Annotated in this window: 17 protein-coding genes; 7 read left to right on the top strand and 10 right to left on the bottom strand. The window is 46.6% G+C overall.

Features of this window, described 5'->3' with window-relative positions; genetic code table 11:
• Nucleotides 1–540: a DinB family protein gene (locus tag DVG78_RS07670; RefSeq protein WP_114460510.1), complete on the bottom strand. Its 540-nt coding sequence runs from the start codon at nt 538–540 to the stop codon at nt 1–3.
• Between the two features lie 25 nt (nt 541–565).
• Entirely contained in the window at nt 566–1,120 is a 555-nt protein-coding gene (locus tag DVG78_RS07665) for a hypothetical protein (protein ID WP_114460509.1), read from the bottom strand.
• Nucleotides 1,121–1,499: 379 nt separating this feature from the next.
• Here DVG78_RS07665 and DVG78_RS07660 point away from each other — a divergent pair, with 379 nt between their 5' ends.
• Nucleotides 1,500–2,846, top strand: coding sequence for an APC family permease (locus DVG78_RS07660; RefSeq protein WP_114460508.1), 1,347 nt, complete (start codon nt 1,500–1,502; stop codon nt 2,844–2,846).
• Nucleotides 2,847–3,006: 160 nt separating this feature from the next.
• On the opposite strand, the gene DVG78_RS07655 is transcribed toward DVG78_RS07660, so the two are convergent.
• Nucleotides 3,007–5,541, bottom strand: coding sequence for a family 20 glycosylhydrolase (locus tag DVG78_RS07655; protein ID WP_114460507.1), 2,535 nt, complete (start codon nt 5,539–5,541; stop codon nt 3,007–3,009).
• A gap of 144 nt (nt 5,542–5,685) precedes the next feature.
• On the opposite strand from DVG78_RS07655, the gene DVG78_RS07650 reads away from it, so the two are divergent.
• Nucleotides 5,686–6,141 carry a GNAT family N-acetyltransferase gene (locus DVG78_RS07650; RefSeq protein ID WP_114460506.1) on the top strand — a complete coding sequence of 152 codons (456 nt, stop codon included), beginning with the start codon at nt 5,686–5,688 and terminating at the stop codon, nt 6,139–6,141.
• Between the two features lie 69 nt (nt 6,142–6,210).
• On the opposite strand, the gene DVG78_RS07645 is transcribed toward DVG78_RS07650, so the two are convergent.
• From DVG78_RS07645 to DVG78_RS07630, 4 genes are all read right to left on the bottom strand, one after another.
• Complete coding sequence (locus DVG78_RS07645) at nt 6,211–6,372, bottom strand: DUF1328 domain-containing protein (protein WP_114460505.1); 162 nt, start codon at nt 6,370–6,372, stop codon at nt 6,211–6,213.
• 147 nt (nt 6,373–6,519) lie between these two features.
• Nucleotides 6,520–7,041 carry a DinB family protein gene (locus DVG78_RS07640; RefSeq protein WP_114460504.1) on the bottom strand — a complete coding sequence of 174 codons (522 nt, stop codon included), beginning with the start codon at nt 7,039–7,041 and terminating at the stop codon, nt 6,520–6,522.
• A 10-nt stretch (nt 7,042–7,051) separates the two neighbouring features.
• The gene (locus tag DVG78_RS07635) at nt 7,052–7,519 is read right to left on the bottom strand and encodes a pyrophosphohydrolase domain-containing protein (RefSeq protein WP_114460503.1); all 468 of its coding nucleotides are present in this window, start codon (nt 7,517–7,519) and stop codon (nt 7,052–7,054) included.
• A gap of 103 nt (nt 7,520–7,622) precedes the next feature.
• Entirely contained in the window at nt 7,623–8,318 is a 696-nt protein-coding gene (locus DVG78_RS07630) for a DUF3592 domain-containing protein (RefSeq protein ID WP_114460502.1), read from the bottom strand.
• 329 nt (nt 8,319–8,647) lie between these two features.
• Here DVG78_RS07630 and DVG78_RS07620 point away from each other — a divergent pair, with 329 nt between their 5' ends.
• The 4 genes from DVG78_RS07620 to DVG78_RS07605 all read left to right on the top strand — a co-directional run bounded on the left by DVG78_RS07620 (nt 8,648) and on the right by DVG78_RS07605 (nt 13,797).
• Nucleotides 8,648–11,848, top strand: coding sequence for a ligand-binding sensor domain-containing protein (locus DVG78_RS07620; RefSeq protein WP_114460500.1), 3,201 nt, complete (start codon nt 8,648–8,650; stop codon nt 11,846–11,848).
• A gap of 114 nt (nt 11,849–11,962) precedes the next feature.
• Nucleotides 11,963–12,379 carry a globin family protein gene (locus DVG78_RS07615; RefSeq protein ID WP_114460499.1) on the top strand — a complete coding sequence of 139 codons (417 nt, stop codon included), beginning with the start codon at nt 11,963–11,965 and terminating at the stop codon, nt 12,377–12,379.
• A 3-nt stretch (nt 12,380–12,382) separates the two neighbouring features.
• Nucleotides 12,383–13,021: a sensor histidine kinase gene (locus DVG78_RS07610; protein WP_114460498.1), complete on the top strand. Its 639-nt coding sequence runs from the start codon at nt 12,383–12,385 to the stop codon at nt 13,019–13,021.
• Between the two features lie 14 nt (nt 13,022–13,035).
• Complete coding sequence (locus DVG78_RS07605; RefSeq protein WP_114066575.1) at nt 13,036–13,797, top strand: LytR/AlgR family response regulator transcription factor; 762 nt, start codon at nt 13,036–13,038, stop codon at nt 13,795–13,797.
• A 109-nt stretch (nt 13,798–13,906) separates the two neighbouring features.
• Here DVG78_RS07605 and DVG78_RS07600 read toward each other — a convergent pair whose 3' ends face one another.
• Entirely contained in the window at nt 13,907–14,641 is a 735-nt protein-coding gene (locus DVG78_RS07600; protein ID WP_114460497.1) for a head GIN domain-containing protein, read from the bottom strand.
• Nucleotides 14,642–14,841: 200 nt separating this feature from the next.
• Between DVG78_RS07600 and DVG78_RS07595 the strand changes: the two genes are divergently transcribed.
• Entirely contained in the window at nt 14,842–15,708 is an 867-nt protein-coding gene (locus DVG78_RS07595; protein WP_114460496.1) for a sugar phosphate isomerase/epimerase family protein, read from the top strand.
• A gap of 58 nt (nt 15,709–15,766) precedes the next feature.
• Here the strand turns inward: DVG78_RS07595 and DVG78_RS07590 are convergent, their stop codons facing one another.
• Both DVG78_RS07590 and DVG78_RS07585 read right to left on the bottom strand, forming a co-directional pair.
• The gene (locus DVG78_RS07590) at nt 15,767–17,962 is read right to left on the bottom strand and encodes a penicillin-binding transpeptidase domain-containing protein (protein ID WP_114460495.1); all 2,196 of its coding nucleotides are present in this window, start codon (nt 17,960–17,962) and stop codon (nt 15,767–15,769) included.
• Between the two features lie 45 nt (nt 17,963–18,007).
• On the bottom strand, nt 18,008–18,394 hold the full coding sequence (locus DVG78_RS07585; protein ID WP_114460494.1) for an FtsL-like putative cell division protein: 387 nt from the start codon (nt 18,392–18,394) through the stop codon (nt 18,008–18,010).
• Nucleotides 18,395–18,396: the final 2 nt, after the last annotated feature.

Genomic DNA, 18,396 nt, shown 5'->3' with positions numbered 1-18,396 from the left:
TTACCCTTTCAAGATTTCCTCCAATTCAGCCTGTTGCCGCAGGTGATGCTTAAAGTGCATCTCCATGTTATGATACCATTCACGGGCATTGAGCCAACCAAAAACAGGGTGGATACATTTATATTCTCCCGCATCACGTCCAACGGTTTCGATTAGTTTTTGGGCATCGAGTAGCACTTTTTCCAACAACGGTCCATAGGCAGAACGCGTTTTTGCCACTGGTTCGGACCCTCTCAGCGCCTCAGGAATTTTGACTTTAACGGGTGGAAAGCTGTTGTATTTAAAGATATTATCTCCGTATTTGTTTTTTTCTCCGCCCAATTGGCCTTTGCGTTGCTCAAGACAACGCAGGGTATTGGCCAAAAAGAAAAAATTAGAGGTAAGCACTAAATGCTCGTACATCTGCCCCAACGACCACACATCTTCGGCCGATTTATGGGTAAATTGTTCGTCAGAATAGCGGCCAAGGGCTTCCTGATAGCCTTTAATTACCGTCCCCAAACGTTCGTAAATTTCAACGGGCGAAAGTGAGAAGGTCATGGTTCAATACAAGATTGAGCAGTAATTATGCTTTAAGGTCTTTGGGCATTTTCAAGGATTTTAACAATCCATAAATAATCAGTAGCACCGTGGCGACAAACGAAAACCATTTAATCATTTTGAAAATTTCGCAAAAACTCGCCACGGTCATCGACTGCTCAGGGTAGCTTTTGAGCATCGTAACGATGGTGATATTCTCTAAATAATCAAATACTAAAGAGACAAACGGGAACAAGTTTACGTAGGCAAAAGGGGCGTAGGATTTCCGATAATACAACAAAGACAAAATCACCGCAAACAAGCAGGAATACACAATGGGATAAACCACATCGGTGGTCATTTCAATCGTTGCGTAAAAAGCCCGCGCTGCCTCCCCGTATTCTTCAACCATTTGCAGGGTCCGGGAAGGCGTAAATCCAATCGTCAAATCAATAGGTCCTAGGGTTTTTCCCGACAGGTGATTCATTCGAATTTCGGCATTTTTAAGAAAGTACGCAGGAAATACAATGTACAATGCCAACAACAACAACAAGGTTTTCCAATTTGAAAATTGATAAAAAAACGTTGAGAGAGCTTTCATTTAGTCGTAGGTTTTGACGGTTTAACAAAAATTGAGCATTGAAAAGGCACAAAACCCTTTACTGGCAAGAATAATAATAAAAACACTGTGCCAGACTCAACTACCGACTCGGGAGCCAATTTTGACAAATAAAACGAAAAATAGCGCATATTTTCATACACTTCTCAATAATTAGACCCTCTAATCGAAAAATACCAGGGGAAATTTCAACCAAATTTGCCCCAAAACACCGCCCTTTGCTGTTTTTTAAACAAGTCAATTCATACCGAAAATTATGCTGATTGGCTTTTTTTTACCAATTTAGCAACCGCCGCCCAATCTCCACCTCTACTGGCAGTCTCACTGCCAACAAAGGTGTTTTGTAACCAACCTAACTTACATGCAATCTGTTGACCCACAACCTAAAAACAATCAATTACTTAAAATCCTCGGCGTAGGTTTTGGCATCGCCGTCACCATCGGCGGCACCATCGGCACGGGTATTCTGCGCAAACCTGGCCCCATCGCCAATGCCCTCGGCGACCCGTGGCTCATTATGGGTGTGTGGGTGCTGGTGAGCATATACGCACTACTGGGGGTACTCTGTACCATTGAGTTAGGGGTTACGTTTCCCAAAGCAGGCGCTTGGTATGTTTATGCCAAACGGGCGTTTGGAGGCTACGCGGGCTTTGTGGTAGGCTTCAACAGTTGGCTGGGCACGTCTTCCGCCACGGCCTTCGGGGCCTTTACCATGAGCGAATACATCGCGCTACTTTTGCCCCAAACGGCTGGGTATGAATCTTTCATGGCAGTGGGCATTTTGTTGGCCCTTGGGCTGCTTCATTGGATTGGCCTACGCACCGCCAGCCGCGCCCAAGAAATCATGAGCGTGGCCAAAGCCGTGGGTCTTTTTGCGTTTGTCGTGATTTGTTTTATCTACGGCGACGCCGTTACGCCCACACAAGTAGTAGAAACGACCGCCGACGCCATGCAAAAAGGTTCTATGATTGGAGCCATTATCTTTGCGCTACAAGCCATTTTTTATACCTACGACGGCTGGCACACCGCCGCCTATTTTGCCGAAGAAGATGCCGACCCGTCCCGCAACCTGCCCAAGTCCATGCTCGGCGGGCTGGCGCTCATTGTAGCCATCTACTTACTGGTCAACGCCGCCATTCTGTACATTTTGCCCATGCCCGTATTGCAACAATCCAAACTCGCCGCCGCCGATGCCATTACGTTGATTTTCGGCGAGCAATCGGGCAAAATTGTGACGTTCTTTCTGATGATTTCCATTCTAGGGATTGTCAACGCGCAGGTGATGTTTAACCCCCGCGTGCTTTATTCCATGGGCCGCGATGGACTGTTTATTTCGCAGGCCACCCGCGTCAATGCCGGCGGTACGCCCAGCATTGCCATGCCGTTGTCGGTTGCGATGGCCGTTTTGTTTATCGTCAGTGGCAAGGAAGCCAGCGGCAAACTCTCCGACATCGCCACGTTTTTCTTCGTGATTGGCTATACTTCGGGCTTTGCGTCGTTGTTGTACCTCCGCAAAACTGAACCCGACATTCCACGCCCTTGGAAAGTGCCCGGCTATCCCCTCATTCCGTGGATTGTGTTGATTGCTTCTTTGGCATTTTTGATTGGGGCTGGCTTTCAAGACCCCGGCAGTAGCGTCTATGCGCTCGGCTTTCTGATACTGAGTTATCCTTTGTATTTGGGAGTGAAATGGTGGAATAGGAAGTAATGCGGGTGCAATTTCATCGCACATTTTATAAGTTTGCGCTACTGCGACTTTGTATGAATAAATTTGCTTAATTACTTGATTGGAACGATTACGATATTTTTATGACTGCTCGTTCGCAGGGATATACGGCTGTCATTCTTGAGATTTATAAATAGCATTGCTACGGATTCACCTCCACAGTTCTTCCCGCGCGACCAGCACTGTTGAACACCCTAAATTTCATGCCTTTACTCAGCAAGATAGACTGCGAATATACCGCGCTATTGGCCGTAGGTTCTGTGCCATCAGTCGTATAACGGATAGTTAATCCGGGCAATTGTACATTAGCCTTTACTTCATTTCCTTCCACTAGAGCCCCTGCCGTTGGCAAACGATAAGCAAACCCTCCCGCAAACGATTCGAGACGCGGCAATTCACGTTTGCCAAGTTGATTGGCAAAAACCGACCACGCTTTTTGGTAGGCTTTTTCATCATTCGTTTCCGCCCAAGCGGGCGACTGCGCCCATGCCCGTTCGGCCATTCCCATGAGTTTTGGCAACATCATGTAGTCCATTCTTTCGGGCGAATTGACCGTTTCGCTCCAGAGAAGCCCCTGAATACCCACAATATTTTGCTTTCCGTAATCGGTGAGACGCTCTTTTCCGTTGAAAATAGAACGGTCGAGGGGATTGCCCAGACGGTCTTCTTTGGAATTTTTGAAATAATCGTAAGGAATGAACGAAAACGGTTTGTCGACGTCGGTATACGCACCCCAATAGTAGCCGGGTTCGTCAAAAGATTTGTAGTACGACATATCAAAATACAAGTGCGTCACGCACGACAGTACCACTTTGTAGCCCGCATTGGCCAGTCGATACGCCAAGTCTTCGGCACCCCAGCCCAGTACGTTGTTCCACACATCCACCTGCATATCTTGCCCTACAAAATCAGGATTGGGAATAATGTGACTTTTGCCGTCGAGGAGCGTTTTTCGCATCGCAATTTCTTCCCAACCATACAAAAACAAGCCTCGTTTTTGGACCAAATCGTTGATTTTTCCGTAGAAATAATACCAAAGGTCGTCGGTTGTTTTCAGTTCTGGATTTTGCTGACGGAGCTTTTCGACCGCCGGAGAACTGGTCCAAACGCCCGTCGGGACTTCGTCGCCGCCGTAATGAATGGTTTCGAGTGGCGCGCCTGCTTCGCGGTACATCGCCAAAATATCATCGGTGACGGTTTCTAAAAAACGATAGGCGGAAGGCAACGCCACGTTGATGACATTGTCGTTGTACATCTGTACCGAGCGATACACCGAGCGGTCGGTGGGGTCGTGCAAGAGGTATTTTTCGGCTTCCACTTTGCGGCCTTCGGCGAGTTTGGTCATGTACCGCGCTTCCATCGCCTTAATGGCCGCCCGGGCGTGACCCGGTGCTTCTATTTCGGGAATCACTTTGATATGACGCGCGGTGGCGTAGCGTAAAATATCCACAAATTCCAATCGACTGTAGTACCCTGTGCCCGCATTGGCGGTTAGGTCGGGGCCAGAGCCATAGGCAGGAGGGAGATTTTTTAGTGGGGTATTGGAGTGCCCGCGCGTGGCCCCTACCTGCGTCAATTCGGGCAGCGAAGGCATTTCCAAACGCCAGCCTTCATCATCTGAAAAATGCAAATGCAGCACGTTGAGTTTATAAAAACCCATCAAGTCGAGCAATTTTAAAAGCTGTTTTTTGGAATGGAAATTACGGGCAATGTCCAACATGATGGCCCGATGACCAAAACGGGGTTGGTCGTTTACTTCAACACCCGCTACGGTTAAGCTCGCCTGCGTTTTCCCCCACAAAGTAGGGGGCAGCAACGCCAACAATGACTGCACTCCATAAAAAGCACCCGCCCGGTCAGCGGCGGCAATCTCTGCCCCTTTTTCATTGACAACCAACCGATACGCTTCTTTTGCGAGGCTGCTATCCACCCGAAAAACAATGGCAGCTTCGGCCTTTTGCGTACTTGAAGCCAAAGATTTCCCAAGCATTGAACTCAACTGTCCAGCCAAAAAAGAGCCTTCTTCTTTGAAATCAGCGGGAGCAAAAAGTTTAGTTTCGGGCGTAATCACCAAAGAAGTTCCCGTTTCACGGTAGTGTTGGGGAGTTGGGAGGATTTTAGGAATTTCTTTTTCGGGAATATCCTGAATGGATTTATTTTGGGCAAAGGTCATGGCGGGCGAAATAAGCCCCAATTTATCTCCCGCAAACCGCTGGTATTGACGCGGTTGAGTGGAAGGTTTTATGGTATAATCAGTCAGCGAATAGCCTTTTTCGGGTTGTTGGTCCCACACCCAATACAGGCCAGCGGGGCCATCGGTAAAATTGACCACCCATGCTTCAGAGATAAAATTGACCTGCACCGAAGCACCCGGTTTAAGCCCCTGAAAACTGGCGGTGGGCACCAATTGAAACAAATCTCCGTTGATGTGACGCACTTTCAAGTCGGTCGATAGCGTCGTATCTACTTTGCGGACAAAATTGAAATACATCGTCCAGCCGTTTTTGGGAAGCGGTTTTTTACCCGTATTGGTAATGGTAAAAGCGGTAAGCGAAGCCGATTTTCCTTGGTGGTTGTTTTCAATGATTTCCCAACTGATTTTTAACGGGGGAGCGGCTACTTGCGCCCACAAAGCGGAAGAAATCAATAAAAGCGTCGGTAGAATGTAACGAATCATTTGGAATGGAGCAGTTAGAAAAGGAATACGATACGTTGATGAAACGCAAAAGTAAATGAACATTGCTGTTTTTTAACAAATCGTTTTGTAAAAAACCAAACGTACCCCATTTTGCAGTTGATTTCACTTCAGCCGACATTACCCATGAACAACTCTAAAAACCAACTGCTTCTTGAGCCCGTTTTTCCGTCCGATTATCCTGAAGTTACTGAGGTTTGGGAGGCATCGGTGCGGGCAACTCATCACTTTCTGCCCGAGGCCGATATTCTTTATTTCAAACCATTGATTCTGAATGAGTACCTAAAAGCCGTCGATTTGGTCTGCACCAAAGACGCAACAGGGCGGATTCTGGGCTTTATGGGCGTCCACGGCGATAGCCTTGAAATGCTTTTTATCCATCCCGACGCGCGCGGCAAGGGCATCGGAGCGCAATTTGTGCACCATGCTATTCATCAATTAAACGTACGAAAAGTAGATGTCAATGAGCAAAACCCTCAAGCATTAGGGTTTTATGAACGCATGGGATTTGTGGTTGTAAGTCGTTCAGAACTTGATGGTTTGGGTAAGCCTTATCCTATTTTACACATGGAATTGAAATAGAAAATTTGTGTAAAAAAAGAGGCCAAAAACGAATCGTTTCTGGCCTTTGATGCGTTAGCGGGCGTTTATTTATATTTTGCTTCGTCCGGCAATTAAACTCAACAAAAACAACACAATCGCAATGTAGAATACAATTTTGGCCAAGCCAGCAGCGCTTGCTGCAATACCGCCAAATCCTAAAACAGCCGCAATAAGGGCTACAACTAACAAAATTACGGTCCAGCGTATCATAGTAGTAGGTCGTTTTGAAGTTAGAATAGTTATTAAACTACCCTATTCCTTAAAATGCTATGACCAGACCTATTTTGGGGAATATTCCCTATTTATTGCCGAAAACGCGCTTATTTCACAAAAAAGTGTAGAAAAAAAACCACACTTCTACGTCAAACTTGCACGTACTACCGCCACCGTTACCAGCAGTTGCCCCACATGCCGTTGGGTATGCTCCGCCGCGTGAAAAAGCAATCCTAGTACGGTCGAGGGAATTTGGGCGCGCCCAACACCCCGAATCTCGGTCAGGGTTTCGGGATTGGTACGTTGAATTTGCGCCAATACCTGCTCTACCTGTTGACTAAACAATTGAAACAACGCCTCAAACGATTCCAGATTTTCCTGCGGTTTGCCTTCGTTGGCGAGCCATTGCAACTGCGCAGCGTTCAGGGATTCGGCCCGGGCGTAGGTAAAAAGCCGGTCGAGTACCCCGGTCAGGTGTTGCAAGTGAAACCCTACCGAAGCGACTCCTGCGGGGCGCTCCCATAGTTTATTTTCGGGAAAATCTTTGGCCAACGCCTGCACTTCTTCGCGCGCCTGCAATAGCGCATGGGCTACCGGTTGTAGCAAAGCAGGAATTTCAGGCAGTGGACCTCTCAGCCACACTTCACGGGTTTCAATGGGCGTCATATTTTTATCATTAAGCCTCCACAATGCTTTCCAAGTCGGCGGGAGAATAAAAAACGGACTTCAAGGTCTTGTTGTCGGCGGTTCGGTACACGAGGTATTTTTCGCTGTCTTCTTTATAATAACATTCCGTTCCTTTGGCCTCAAAGTGCTTAACGGTGGCTTCGGCTTCTTCGATGGTATTGCAGGCTTTGCTCATGTTTGAGCGTTGTACTTCATCAAACAGGGCTTTGAACTTGCTCCCCAATCCAAACTCCAACACCGCACCCGACAAAACGTACTGAATATCGGCCAAGGCATCGGCAACGCCCACGATGTCTTTCTCCAAAATCGCCACTTCGAGTTCTTTCAGTTCTTCCGCAATCAGGGCCACACGCAGATTGCAGCGGTCTGCCGACGGAATTTGGGGGGTATCTAAAATGGGGTGTTTGAAAGTGCGGTGAAACTCAGCAACTTGATTGAGGCAGTCTAATTGTTCCATTGAATGTAAGGTTATCTTTTTGATAAATGAGGCTCAAAACTACAAAAAAACGCGGAGAAGCCCCTCCGCGTCCGTCAATAACGCCCTAGTTCATTTCCCAAAATCAATTTCCTTGTTTTGGCAAAAAAGAAGTATCTACCTCGTACACACCATAATCTTTGGGAGAAACACGCACCGTCACTTTTTGGCCAGGCGACATAAAAGGCGCAGGATTGAACCAAATATTATCGCTTTCGTAGCTATAAACCTTTTGAGACTGTGGTTCAAAATATTGAGCAATAATCATCCAAGGATGTTTTCCACCTACCGAAAGGGATGTATTGTACCTGACATCCACCACGTCGGCCATGATAATTTGACCATGTAAGCGCAGCCAATCGTTTAGGCGTTTTCGACGCCAGCGCCAGATAAATCCGCCGTAACCTATTGCCCCAAAAATAAGTCCAATTCCGCCAAAAATACCCGGCAAAAGCCACGACTCTAGCCCAGAAAGCACGACTTCGTCGGGGTCATTGGGCAAATACCACAGGGTTACATTTTCCCCCTCATCGTAAGACGGCGGGCTTGAATACGTAGAAGAATAGTACGTGCGGCTCTCCCCCGATTGTGTCATGAACGAGATAACAGGCGCCCTTCCTCCTTTTGACGAACTGCTGAAGGAGACGACCGTCCCGGTGGTTTTGATACCATTCCGTTTGATTGTTTGATCGGCGCTCCAAGTAAAAAAACCAATGGCACCGAAAAGCGTCCCGACGGCCGCAAATATGGCAAAGAAAATACCGAAAAAATTATTCTTCATCTGCGTATGAGTTAACAAACAATGCGCTGTTTATCAGCGCTATTTTAAACAAAACTAAAAACTAATTTTTATACTCAAAATGCAATTTATTCAACGGCAAAACTCCCACGATTCAACGCCTTTATCCTACGGCTCAGTGCTTTTTCTACCCCGTTTCAGCCCTAAAAACCAACGCTTTGGTAAGTTTTATTTTTCGCTTCAGCCCCTTCTTTTTACTTTCATCCAATTCCAATTTTATCGATTCAGCTTGTCAAATCCGTTTAACGAAGTAAAAGAAGGCTATTTTTTTGCACTTTTACGTCTTACTTAACTTTTTTCAGCCACAACAAATGCGGACAAGCTCATCCCTTTTTTTTAGTCTACTTTTGAGCTGTTGGACACAGGTTCTGGTGTTTGGACAATCTTCCGAAATCTCTTTTCAGCACCTCAGTCCTGAGCAGGGGCTTCCTATTCATTATTGCACTGGAATTGCTCAAGATACGTCGGGTTTTATATGGATTGGTACGTTGGCTGGACTGGCACGTTATGACGGTATCCGATGCAAAGTTTTTGACCACGACCGCCAAAACCCCTATTCGCTTTCGGATATTATTGTTCGTTCCGTTTTGTTATCCAAAAATGGAACCCTTTGGGTAGGAACACAGCACGGATTTAACCGAATGGACTTCAAAACGCAACAATTTGAGCGCTTTCATTTTACCAAGTACGGTGAGCGTTCCGATTATATTCGCTGCATCGGCGAAGACTTCCGAGGCAAACTCTGGCTAGGTAGCGCCAATGGACTGATTCTTTTTGACCCAAAAACCAAGCAATCAGAACTAATTAAACTTCCCACCGACCCCTCCTCGAAGCCACTCGTCTATTCTGTTCGCTCGCTGCTGATTGATGGCCCCACGGTTTGGATTGGCACCGACTTGGGGCTGTACCGCTACAATATTGAAGAGAATTCTTTTCAGGTATTTTGTAAAAGCGATGAATTGGGCACCATTCCCGACAACTCCGTGACGGCCTTAGCGAAGCACCCAAAAACAGGTAATATTATTGTTGGCACCCGAAACGGTACGTTGTCAATGTTGAGCCTTGCCACCGAACATTTCATAAAAATGGAAATTCCATTGGCCGAACCCCGAGAAATCAGCTCTTTGTTTTTTTCCAAAGATGGCAAACTCTGGATATGTACCCAAGGACAAGGGATTTTTTGTTATCACGAAAACCAACGAAAATTTATTAATTACCAAAGCCAAATCAATGTACCCAATAGTCTGAGTTCCAACTATGTACGAACCGCATTTCAGGACCGTTCGGGCGTACTTTGGTTTAGTACTGCTTACAAAGGCATCAGTCGGTTTAACCCAGCCAGTCAGTCATTTACTTCCCCCTTAAAAGAAGCCAATTATCAGCCTACCACAGCCAACGGCGGGGCCATTAACCGGATTGCAATCGACAGCAAAGAGAACCTTTGGTTGGGAACTGACAATGGCGTGGTGTGGGTCAACCAAACCACCAATACTTACAAAGCCTACCGCCACGACCCAAAAAACAAATACAGTCTTTCTGACAACGGCGTCAATTCTATCTACGTTGACCCTGAAGATAAGGTGTACGTGGCCACCCAGCACTTTCAGCATTTGGACCCTGCGACGGGGAAATTCACCATATATGACCATCTGCCCAATGAAGCAATGCCCTCTCCGCCGCCTATCGTTTCTGGGCGTCATTTTGTGGCTGGCAGGCTGGTCTATGACTTACACCCCACGGCAGACGGGCGGGTGTTTATCGGCACCGATGAGGGACTGAATATATTTGACCCCAAGACCAAAACCTTTGCCAATCGCTTTAACGATGAGCGCATTAGGCATTTGCCCCTCAATCGCTACAATAGCCTCTACACCGATAGCAAACAAAATCTGTGGGTAGGCTGCGGGGTTGACGAGGTACTGTGCATCAGTCCCGATTTATCAAAAGTAACCACGTATCGGTACCAAGAAGATAACCCAAAAAGCCTGCCTGACAACGGCGTGATGTCTTTTTCGGAAGACTCAAAGGGCAATATATGGATGGGGACCGACAACGGACTGGCCTGTCTTGACCCCAAAACTCAATCGTTTACCAATTATTTTACCCGGCACGGCATTGCGAACAACTACGTTTCGGCGCTGATACGGGTCCGAAATACGCTGTGGATGGGAACCGCCAATGGCTTAACCCGGTACGACGAACAACAAAAACGGTTTGTATCCTTTGGTCGGGCCGACAACCTTGAGGTGCTTTCTATCGAGACCAAATCGGTGGCCAAAGACAAATTAGGTAATTTGTATTTTGGGGGACTGTACGGACTGGTACGGTTTCATCCCGACCGCGTCAAAACCAACACGTTTGTGCCGCCCGTGGTCGTGACGTCGTTAAGGGTACACGGTCAGGAAGTTCTTCCTACGCACATTCCTCAAAACAATCTTCCGATTACGCTGGCGTATGATGAAAACGACCTTACCATCGAAGCCGCAGCCCTAAGCTATGACCATTCGGAAAACAATCTGTTTTCATTCTGGCTCGAAGGCGTCAAAAATGACAACGGTTGGCGAACTCCTACTACCCAAGCAAACATCAGCTACCTCAACGTACCGCCCGGGGAGTATACTTTGCACGTAAAAGCCGCCAACAATGACGGAGTCTGGAACCCCGCCCCGTATACTCTTCGCATCGTAATCAATCCTCCATTTTGGCAAACATGGTGGTTTCAAACGTTAATGGTGATGCTGGTCGTAGCCGTCGGCGTTTATATTTATCGTTCCCGCGTAAAAATCATCCAACGCGAACACGCCACACAGGTAAAATTGTTGGAAGAACAGCAAGTGCTTCAAAATCAACTCAATCAGGAATTGACCGAAAAACTAGATTTTCGTCAAAAGTTTGAAATTGTCCAAAAGCAACAAGTTGAAACTGAGCGCAAAGCCATCATGCTTGAGCGTGAGAAAGTACTAGCTCGTTATCAAGGACTTATCAACCAACTCAATCCCCACTTTTTGTTTAATAGCTTGGCCGTTTTGGACAGTCTCATCTACAAAGACCACAAACTGGCCTCCAAATACCTCCGTCAATTGACAAAAGTGTACCGGTATTTGATTGAAAACGACGACAACGAAGTGGTCATGCTAGAACAAGAACTGCGCTTTGCCCGTGACTTTGTAAGCCTGCTGCACATGCGATACGGCACGGGGCTATGCGTTGAAATAGACATTCCTGACGATTTGGCACACAAAAAAGTGGTCCCTGTTACTTTTCAAAATTTAATTGAAAATGCCATCAAACACAACACAACCAGCTTAGAATCACCTCTTTGGGTAAAAATCAGGGAAGAAGACAACTATCTTATTTTTGAAAATAACCTACAAAAACGCGGAACCGTAACCACTTCCAACAAAAAAGGACTGGGCGATTTTCGGGCTTTGTATAGTTACCTGACCGACCGACCCATGGAAGTAAAGGAAACCGTCGACCGTTTTACCGTTTATGTTCCATTACTGGATTAACGCCTCGGTTTTAGCTTTTGCAGGATTAGACATCCAAACCGACGTCTTGGGCTGTTTTTTTTAGTTATGCTATTTAAATCATCTAATTTTATACAACCAACCCACACATAACCCATGAATGATCAACAAAAAAAGCTAGTACAAACAAGTTTTGCCCGTATTGTTCCCAAATCGGAGTATGCCGCTCAAGTGTTTTATACGCGTTTTTTTGAGCTAGTGCCCGAGGTAAAGCATCTTTTCAAAAGCGAACTTAAAACCCAAGGTATCAAGCTGTTTCAGGTGATTAGTTTTACGGTATGCTCTTTGGATAATATGGATGAACTGCTGCCGCTGTTGCAAGATTTAGGGCAGAAACACGTGAAGTACGGCGCCAAAGAACAGCATTATCAATACATTGGAGAGGCGCTGTTGTGGACGTTGGAAAAGGTACTAAAAAGTGATTTTACACCCGAAATACAACAAGCGTGGATTGATGTATACGGCGTGATGTCGGCCACAATGATTGAAGCCGCTCACCAACAAACGGCCTGATGAATGAAACCAACGCCTAAAATAGAATCTACACCACCCAAATTACCCGCCCAAGAAGCGGGCGAAAAAACCGCGTACGATAGTGACCATTCGGAAGTTAAATACCAAAATTTAGTCAGTCAACTCAATCCACATTTTTTGTTTAACAGCCTAGCCACCCTTGAAAGTCTGATTTACAGCGACCAACGGCTGGCGGTCAAATTTTTAAGTCAATTGACGCGCGTCTACCGCTACGTTCTTACCACCCGACACACCAAACTAGTCACGCTGGGTGAAGAGTTGTGTTTTATTAAAGATTACGCAGATTTGCTCCAAACCCGCTTTGGGAAAGGGCTAGAAGTATGCCTTACCGTGCCCGAAGCCTATTATTCGTATCAAATCGTCCCAACCACGTTGCAGATTCTGATTGAAAACGCCACCCGACACAACCTAACCGACCCCGATTCGCCGTTATTGGTTACGATAAAAACTGAGAACCAACGACTTATCATTGAAAACAACCTCCAAATCAAACGTACTCTGGAAGTTCAAAATCGGCAAGGCTTAAGCAGCTTGCGGAATTTATACGCTTATTTTTCAGAAACGGCGCTTGAGATTCAACAAACACCCGAATTTTTTCGCATCGTATTGCCATTACTTTAACCTGACCAAACACCATGAAAGTACTCATCGTAGAAGACGAAGCCCTCATTGCCGAACAGCTCCAACGAATGTTGAAAGATATTGCGCCTCAGGCCGAGGTACTCGATGTTTTGCACAGCGTAAAAAACGCCAGACGGTGGTTTATGCAAAATGCCGAGCCTGATTTACTTTTCATGGATATTCAGCTCTCCGATGGCATCAGCTTCGATTTGTTTAACTATTTCGACATCAAATGTCCGATTATTTTTGCTACCGCTTACGACGAATACGCCATCAAGGCGTTCAAGGTCAATGGTATTGATTATCTCTTAAAACCCATCGACGAAGAGGACCTTATTCGTGCCCTTGGTAAATTTAAGGCGCTGCAAAAAAACCAAAGTATTTCGACCGAAGTGTTGCAAACACTAGCCAATCACCCTTCCCAAATCGGACGGATGTACAAGGAAAAACTGATTGTTCAGCACCGCAATGCATCCATCCCCATCAACTTGGCCGACGTGTCGCTGTTTTATCTTGACCAAGTAATCTTTGTGGTAACTAATGACGGTCAAAAATACATTGCCGAACAAAACACACTGGATGAAATCGAAGACATCCTCAACCCCAACGAGTTTTTCAGGGCAGGACGGCGGCAAATTATCAATCAAAATGCCGTTGAAAGTTACAAAGGTGACGCTTCTGGAAAGTTATACGTCAAACTGCGAAGCAGCCACGTCTCCGAAGTAGAAATTAGTCGGGAAAAAGCCCCCGTTTTTAAACGCTGGATTGACCGCTGAGCGAGATATCATGTCTTTACACCAAAAACAGCCGCGTTCTGAAGGTATATTTTCAGAACGCGGCTGTTTTATTTCAAGAAAATTCGACAATCGTCGTTCCACTATCTGTCTATGATTCACTTCTGACCGAGCTGGCACCAGAGGTATTGGAGCGCACCGAAGCCGTGCCACGATAACGTACACTGCTCGCGCCGCTGGCTTCTACTTCGAGTTTACCATTGACGCTTACGCGCACGTTGCTAGCCCCCGAGGCGTCCAGAAAGGCTTCTTTCACGGGAAAATCGTAGGCTCTCAATGAGGTAGCCCCCGACACTTCCCCTTCCAAGCGGTTAGCCGAACCCGTCAGCACAATTGTGGAAGCACCAGAAGCATCCATCACAATTCTTTGGGCCTTTACCTGAATATCGGATTTGGAAGCACCCGAAATATCCAAATCCAACGTTGCCAAATCATTGAAGCCCGACACTCTCGACGTCGTGGCTCCCGAAAAATCAAGGGCTTTGACCGTGGGCATCGAAATCGTGACCGATATGCGTTTACGGTTACGGTTCCACCCAAAAGAATCCTTGTAACGAATACGGAGTTTTCCTGCCGACACATCGGCTTCCAAGTCGTTGAGGTCTTGCTTACGGCCTTCTACTTTGACCGAATAGTTCCCTTTAGTGACCGTAATTTCAAACGCACTTCCCAAAGAAAGGCGGTCAAAACCTTTGAGGTCAAACGTACGAGTAGTACGGTCGTCGTCTTGGCGTTCACGGTTTTCAGCCGAAAAAGAGCAGGCTACTAAGAAAAAAGCGCTGGCAAAAAGAAGGGTCGTGAGGCGGTAAAAAATGGCTGTTCTCATATCAATTTCAGGGGTTTTTAGGTATAAGATGCAAAAGTTAAATTCAATGTTGCATCAACACTATTTTTTTTATTTGAACGTTGCATTAGGCAACATAAACGGACGGTTATTCTTTTCGAGTCAATCTAAGGTAACTAATTGCTTTCCGGTTACATTTGCGCCTTAAATTACTAATTAACCTATCTTTAATTTTAAGTTCAATGAAACGCAGAACCTTTCTCCAAACCACTGCCGGTCTTGGTGCACTTGCCTTATTGCAATTGCAGGCCGAAGCTAACCCGCAAGCCAAAGCAGTAGGCCTACAACTGTACACCCTCCGCGAGGATATTCAAAAGCAGGGTATCGAAAAAATACTGACTGAAGTGGCCAAACTTGGCTACAAAAAGGTGGAAAATTTTGGCTACGGACAGGGTAAGTTTTTCAAAAAAACACCTGCCGAATACAGCCAACTCTTGAAAGACAACGGGCTTTCGGCCGCCAGCGGGCACTACATGACAGCGCGTACGCCTGGAATGACCGACGGATTAACCAAAAATTGGGAAAAAGTAGTAGAAGACGCCGCGGCCATCGGTCAGCAATACGTAGTGCTTGCCTACCTCATGGATAGCGAGCGTAAAGCCGAGGATTACAACCAACTGTTTGATTTGCTCAACAAAAGCAGCGAAATCGCCCTCAAATCGGGCCTGACCATGGGCTATCACAACCATGACTTTGAATTTACCCAAAAAATCGACGGCCAAAAGCCCTATGATTTATTGCTCAAAAACACCAATGTCGTCATGGAAATGGACCTCTATTGGGTCGTAAAAGCGGGCGAAAATGCTACTGAGTACTTCACCAAATACCCGAATCGTTTTCCGTTGTGGCACGTCAAAGACATGGCCAAAACACCCGAAAAAGAGTTTTCGGAAGTGGGCCTCGGCAGCATTGATTTTGCCAGTCTGTTCAAAGAAGCAAGCGTGGCTGGCCTCAAACATTACTTTGTAGAGCAGGATGTTTGCAAGCGTCCTCCGCTCGAAAGTATCCAGATAAGCATTGATCATATTCAGAAAGCAAAATGGGGATAAATTGAAAAACGCCCCTTTCATTGACCATGAGAGGGGCGTTTTGTTTTACCTAAGAAGACTATCGCAGCGTCAAAATATACTTTCCTCCCTTATATTCGTATTCTGCCACTTTTCCTTTTCCAGTATATGCCACTTTAAAACCGTGGTTTTCGAGCAAATAAAGGGCGTCGCGGAGCGACATTCCTTTCAAATTGGGCAATTTATTAGGGTCGGCATCGCGGCTTTCCCATTTTACACCGTCCTTATCTTTTTTGGCTTCTACCCATCCGTTGACATTCACAGGCGACTCAATGTCCATTTCTTCGGCCACCACCCGCAAGTCATCGGCATGCCCCGCCCGCAGCTGACGCGACATTTCGGAATTCTTGTTTTGTTGTTTCGGAATCGGTGGGTGCATGTTGATGTCATACCCCACAATCCGGTCTACCACTTCCTTAAATACAGGTGCCGCCACGCTACCCGCGTAAAGTTGCTCCATGCTGAATCCACGCGGGCTGTCTACCACCGCCAACACCGAATAACGGGGAGCATCGGCGGGAAAATAACCGATAAACGATGTATTGTACAACCCCGGCACGTAGCGGCCATTCACGAGTTTTTGAGCAGTTCCCGTTTTTCCCGCAATTTTGTAAAACGGATTTTTGATATTCGTGGCCGTTCCGTGGTCCACAACACCTTCCAACATTTTTCGGGCATTGCGCAGAGAGTTTTCGGAAGCAATGCGTACTTCACTGCGAAATGGCACCATTTCCTGCACAATTTGATCGGCCTGTTTTATCTGCTTGACCAGCATTGGGCGCACCCAGTAGCCGTCGTTGGCAACGGCATTATAAAATGAAAGCATCTGCAAAGGCGTCAACTCTGACTCATAGCCATAGCTCATGTACGTCAGCGAGGTCTTGCTCCAGCGTTTGTCGGATGGCGTCCGAACGCGGGGGTCTGGCTCTCCTTTCATCTGAATACCCGTAGGCTCACGCAGGTGAAAGCGCTTCAGATAACCCACATATTTATCAGGTTTTGTGTAAAAATAATCTTTCATCACTAAGTGAACACCGACGTTTGAGGATTTTTCAAACACTTCTTGTGCCGTGATGCTGCCGTGTCCTACGCGTTTCGTATCCCGAATGATTGCCGACTTGTAGGTCGCAATTCCATTGCCAGTTTGATAGACGCGTTTGGGCGATAGTCCTTCTTCCAACGCCGCCAACATGGAGGCCAATTTAAAGGTAGAGCCGGGGTTTCCCAACCCTGCGAGGGCGTGATTATAGGTTTCGCGGTAGCTTGAATCGGTATCACGAGAGAGGTTAGCAATGGCCCGAATCTCGCCCGTTTGGACTTCCATCACAATCACACAACCATAAGCAGCATTATAACTGCGGAGCGTATTGCGCAGTGCTGTTTCGGCAATGTCCTGAAAATTAACGTCGATGGTGGTGTGTAAGTCGTAGCCATTGGACGGTTGCAATCCATCTTCGTCTTCATTGGGCATAAATGTCTGATCATCAAGGACTCGGTACAGCCCTACGCCCGGAGTTCCTGCCAATCGCTTTTCAAAACTAGCCTCCAGTCCCACCAATCCACGCCGGGTCTTTTTGTCGAGATAGCCAATGGTACGCTCCGCCAATGAACCGAAGGGATTATAACGCTCGTAGGTAATCATCAATTTCCCACCCCGACTGCGCCCCGTCGACGAAAAACGACGGAAAAATGGCCAGCCTTTCCAGGTGGCTTTCACGGTTGTGCCGTCCTTCTTTTTGACAGTTCCCTTAAATTCTTGCCCCAAAATAATGCTGTACTCACGATAAGTCACTTTACGTTTTAGCAGCCGAATATTGCGGTTTCCTCGCCGCTCGTTCCGCTCAAATTCGTGTCGGGCAAAGAGCAGCTCTTTTACATAACTCTCGGCCGTGCGTTGTCCAAAAGTATTGGCCAAAAGCGTTCCCAACGAGTCGACCCGGGTGTAGAAATACACGCTGTCGGCCACCGTAGGGTCGATAGAAACCTCAAAATAAGGCAACGACGTCGCCATCAGACTGCCATCATTGGAGTAAATATTGCCACGCATAGCAGGAATGGTATCCACGCGAACGGTTTTGGACATGTATTCAATCCAGGGTTTTCCCTTGTAAAGATCGTAGTGTTGAATATAAAAAATGCGGTAAATAACCAACGCCCCAAGGATAATAAGCCCAATGGCTACTACCCAAGAACGCTGCAAAATATCGTCACGAATATTTCCAGTTTTGCCTCTCATGGTTAGGGATAATTAACGGTACACAAATGCCAATTGCTCAAATTATTACTTTTTCACCTGAATACGCTGGGGCGTTTTTCGGCTCTCCGACAGGCCCATTTTGGCCACTTTGGGGGCCAATTCTGACTGTTTACCCATCTTCATATAATTGGCTTTGAGAATGGTATAGGCCGCCCGATAGTTATTGACCTCTTCGGTTGCTTTGCGTAGTTGCCGCATTTGTCGTTCGGCGTTGATGCGAAAAAAAATCACAATAAGCCCTAAAAAAAGCAAATACAGGGTTCCGTCAAGGTATTTGACGGGAAATTCGCGTCCGCCAATCCACTTTTCAACGTGGAACCATTGCCCAAGCCAACTCAATACTCGGCTCTTGCTGCGAACGGGGCGTGCGGTACGCTTTTGGCTTTGGGCTTTTAAGACATTGATGGCCATAG

Source organism: Runella aurantiaca (genome assembly GCF_003339505.1).
GTDB lineage: Bacteria > Bacteroidota > Bacteroidia > Cytophagales > Spirosomataceae > Runella > Runella aurantiaca.
This window is presented reverse-complemented; position numbering and strand designations above follow the sequence as displayed.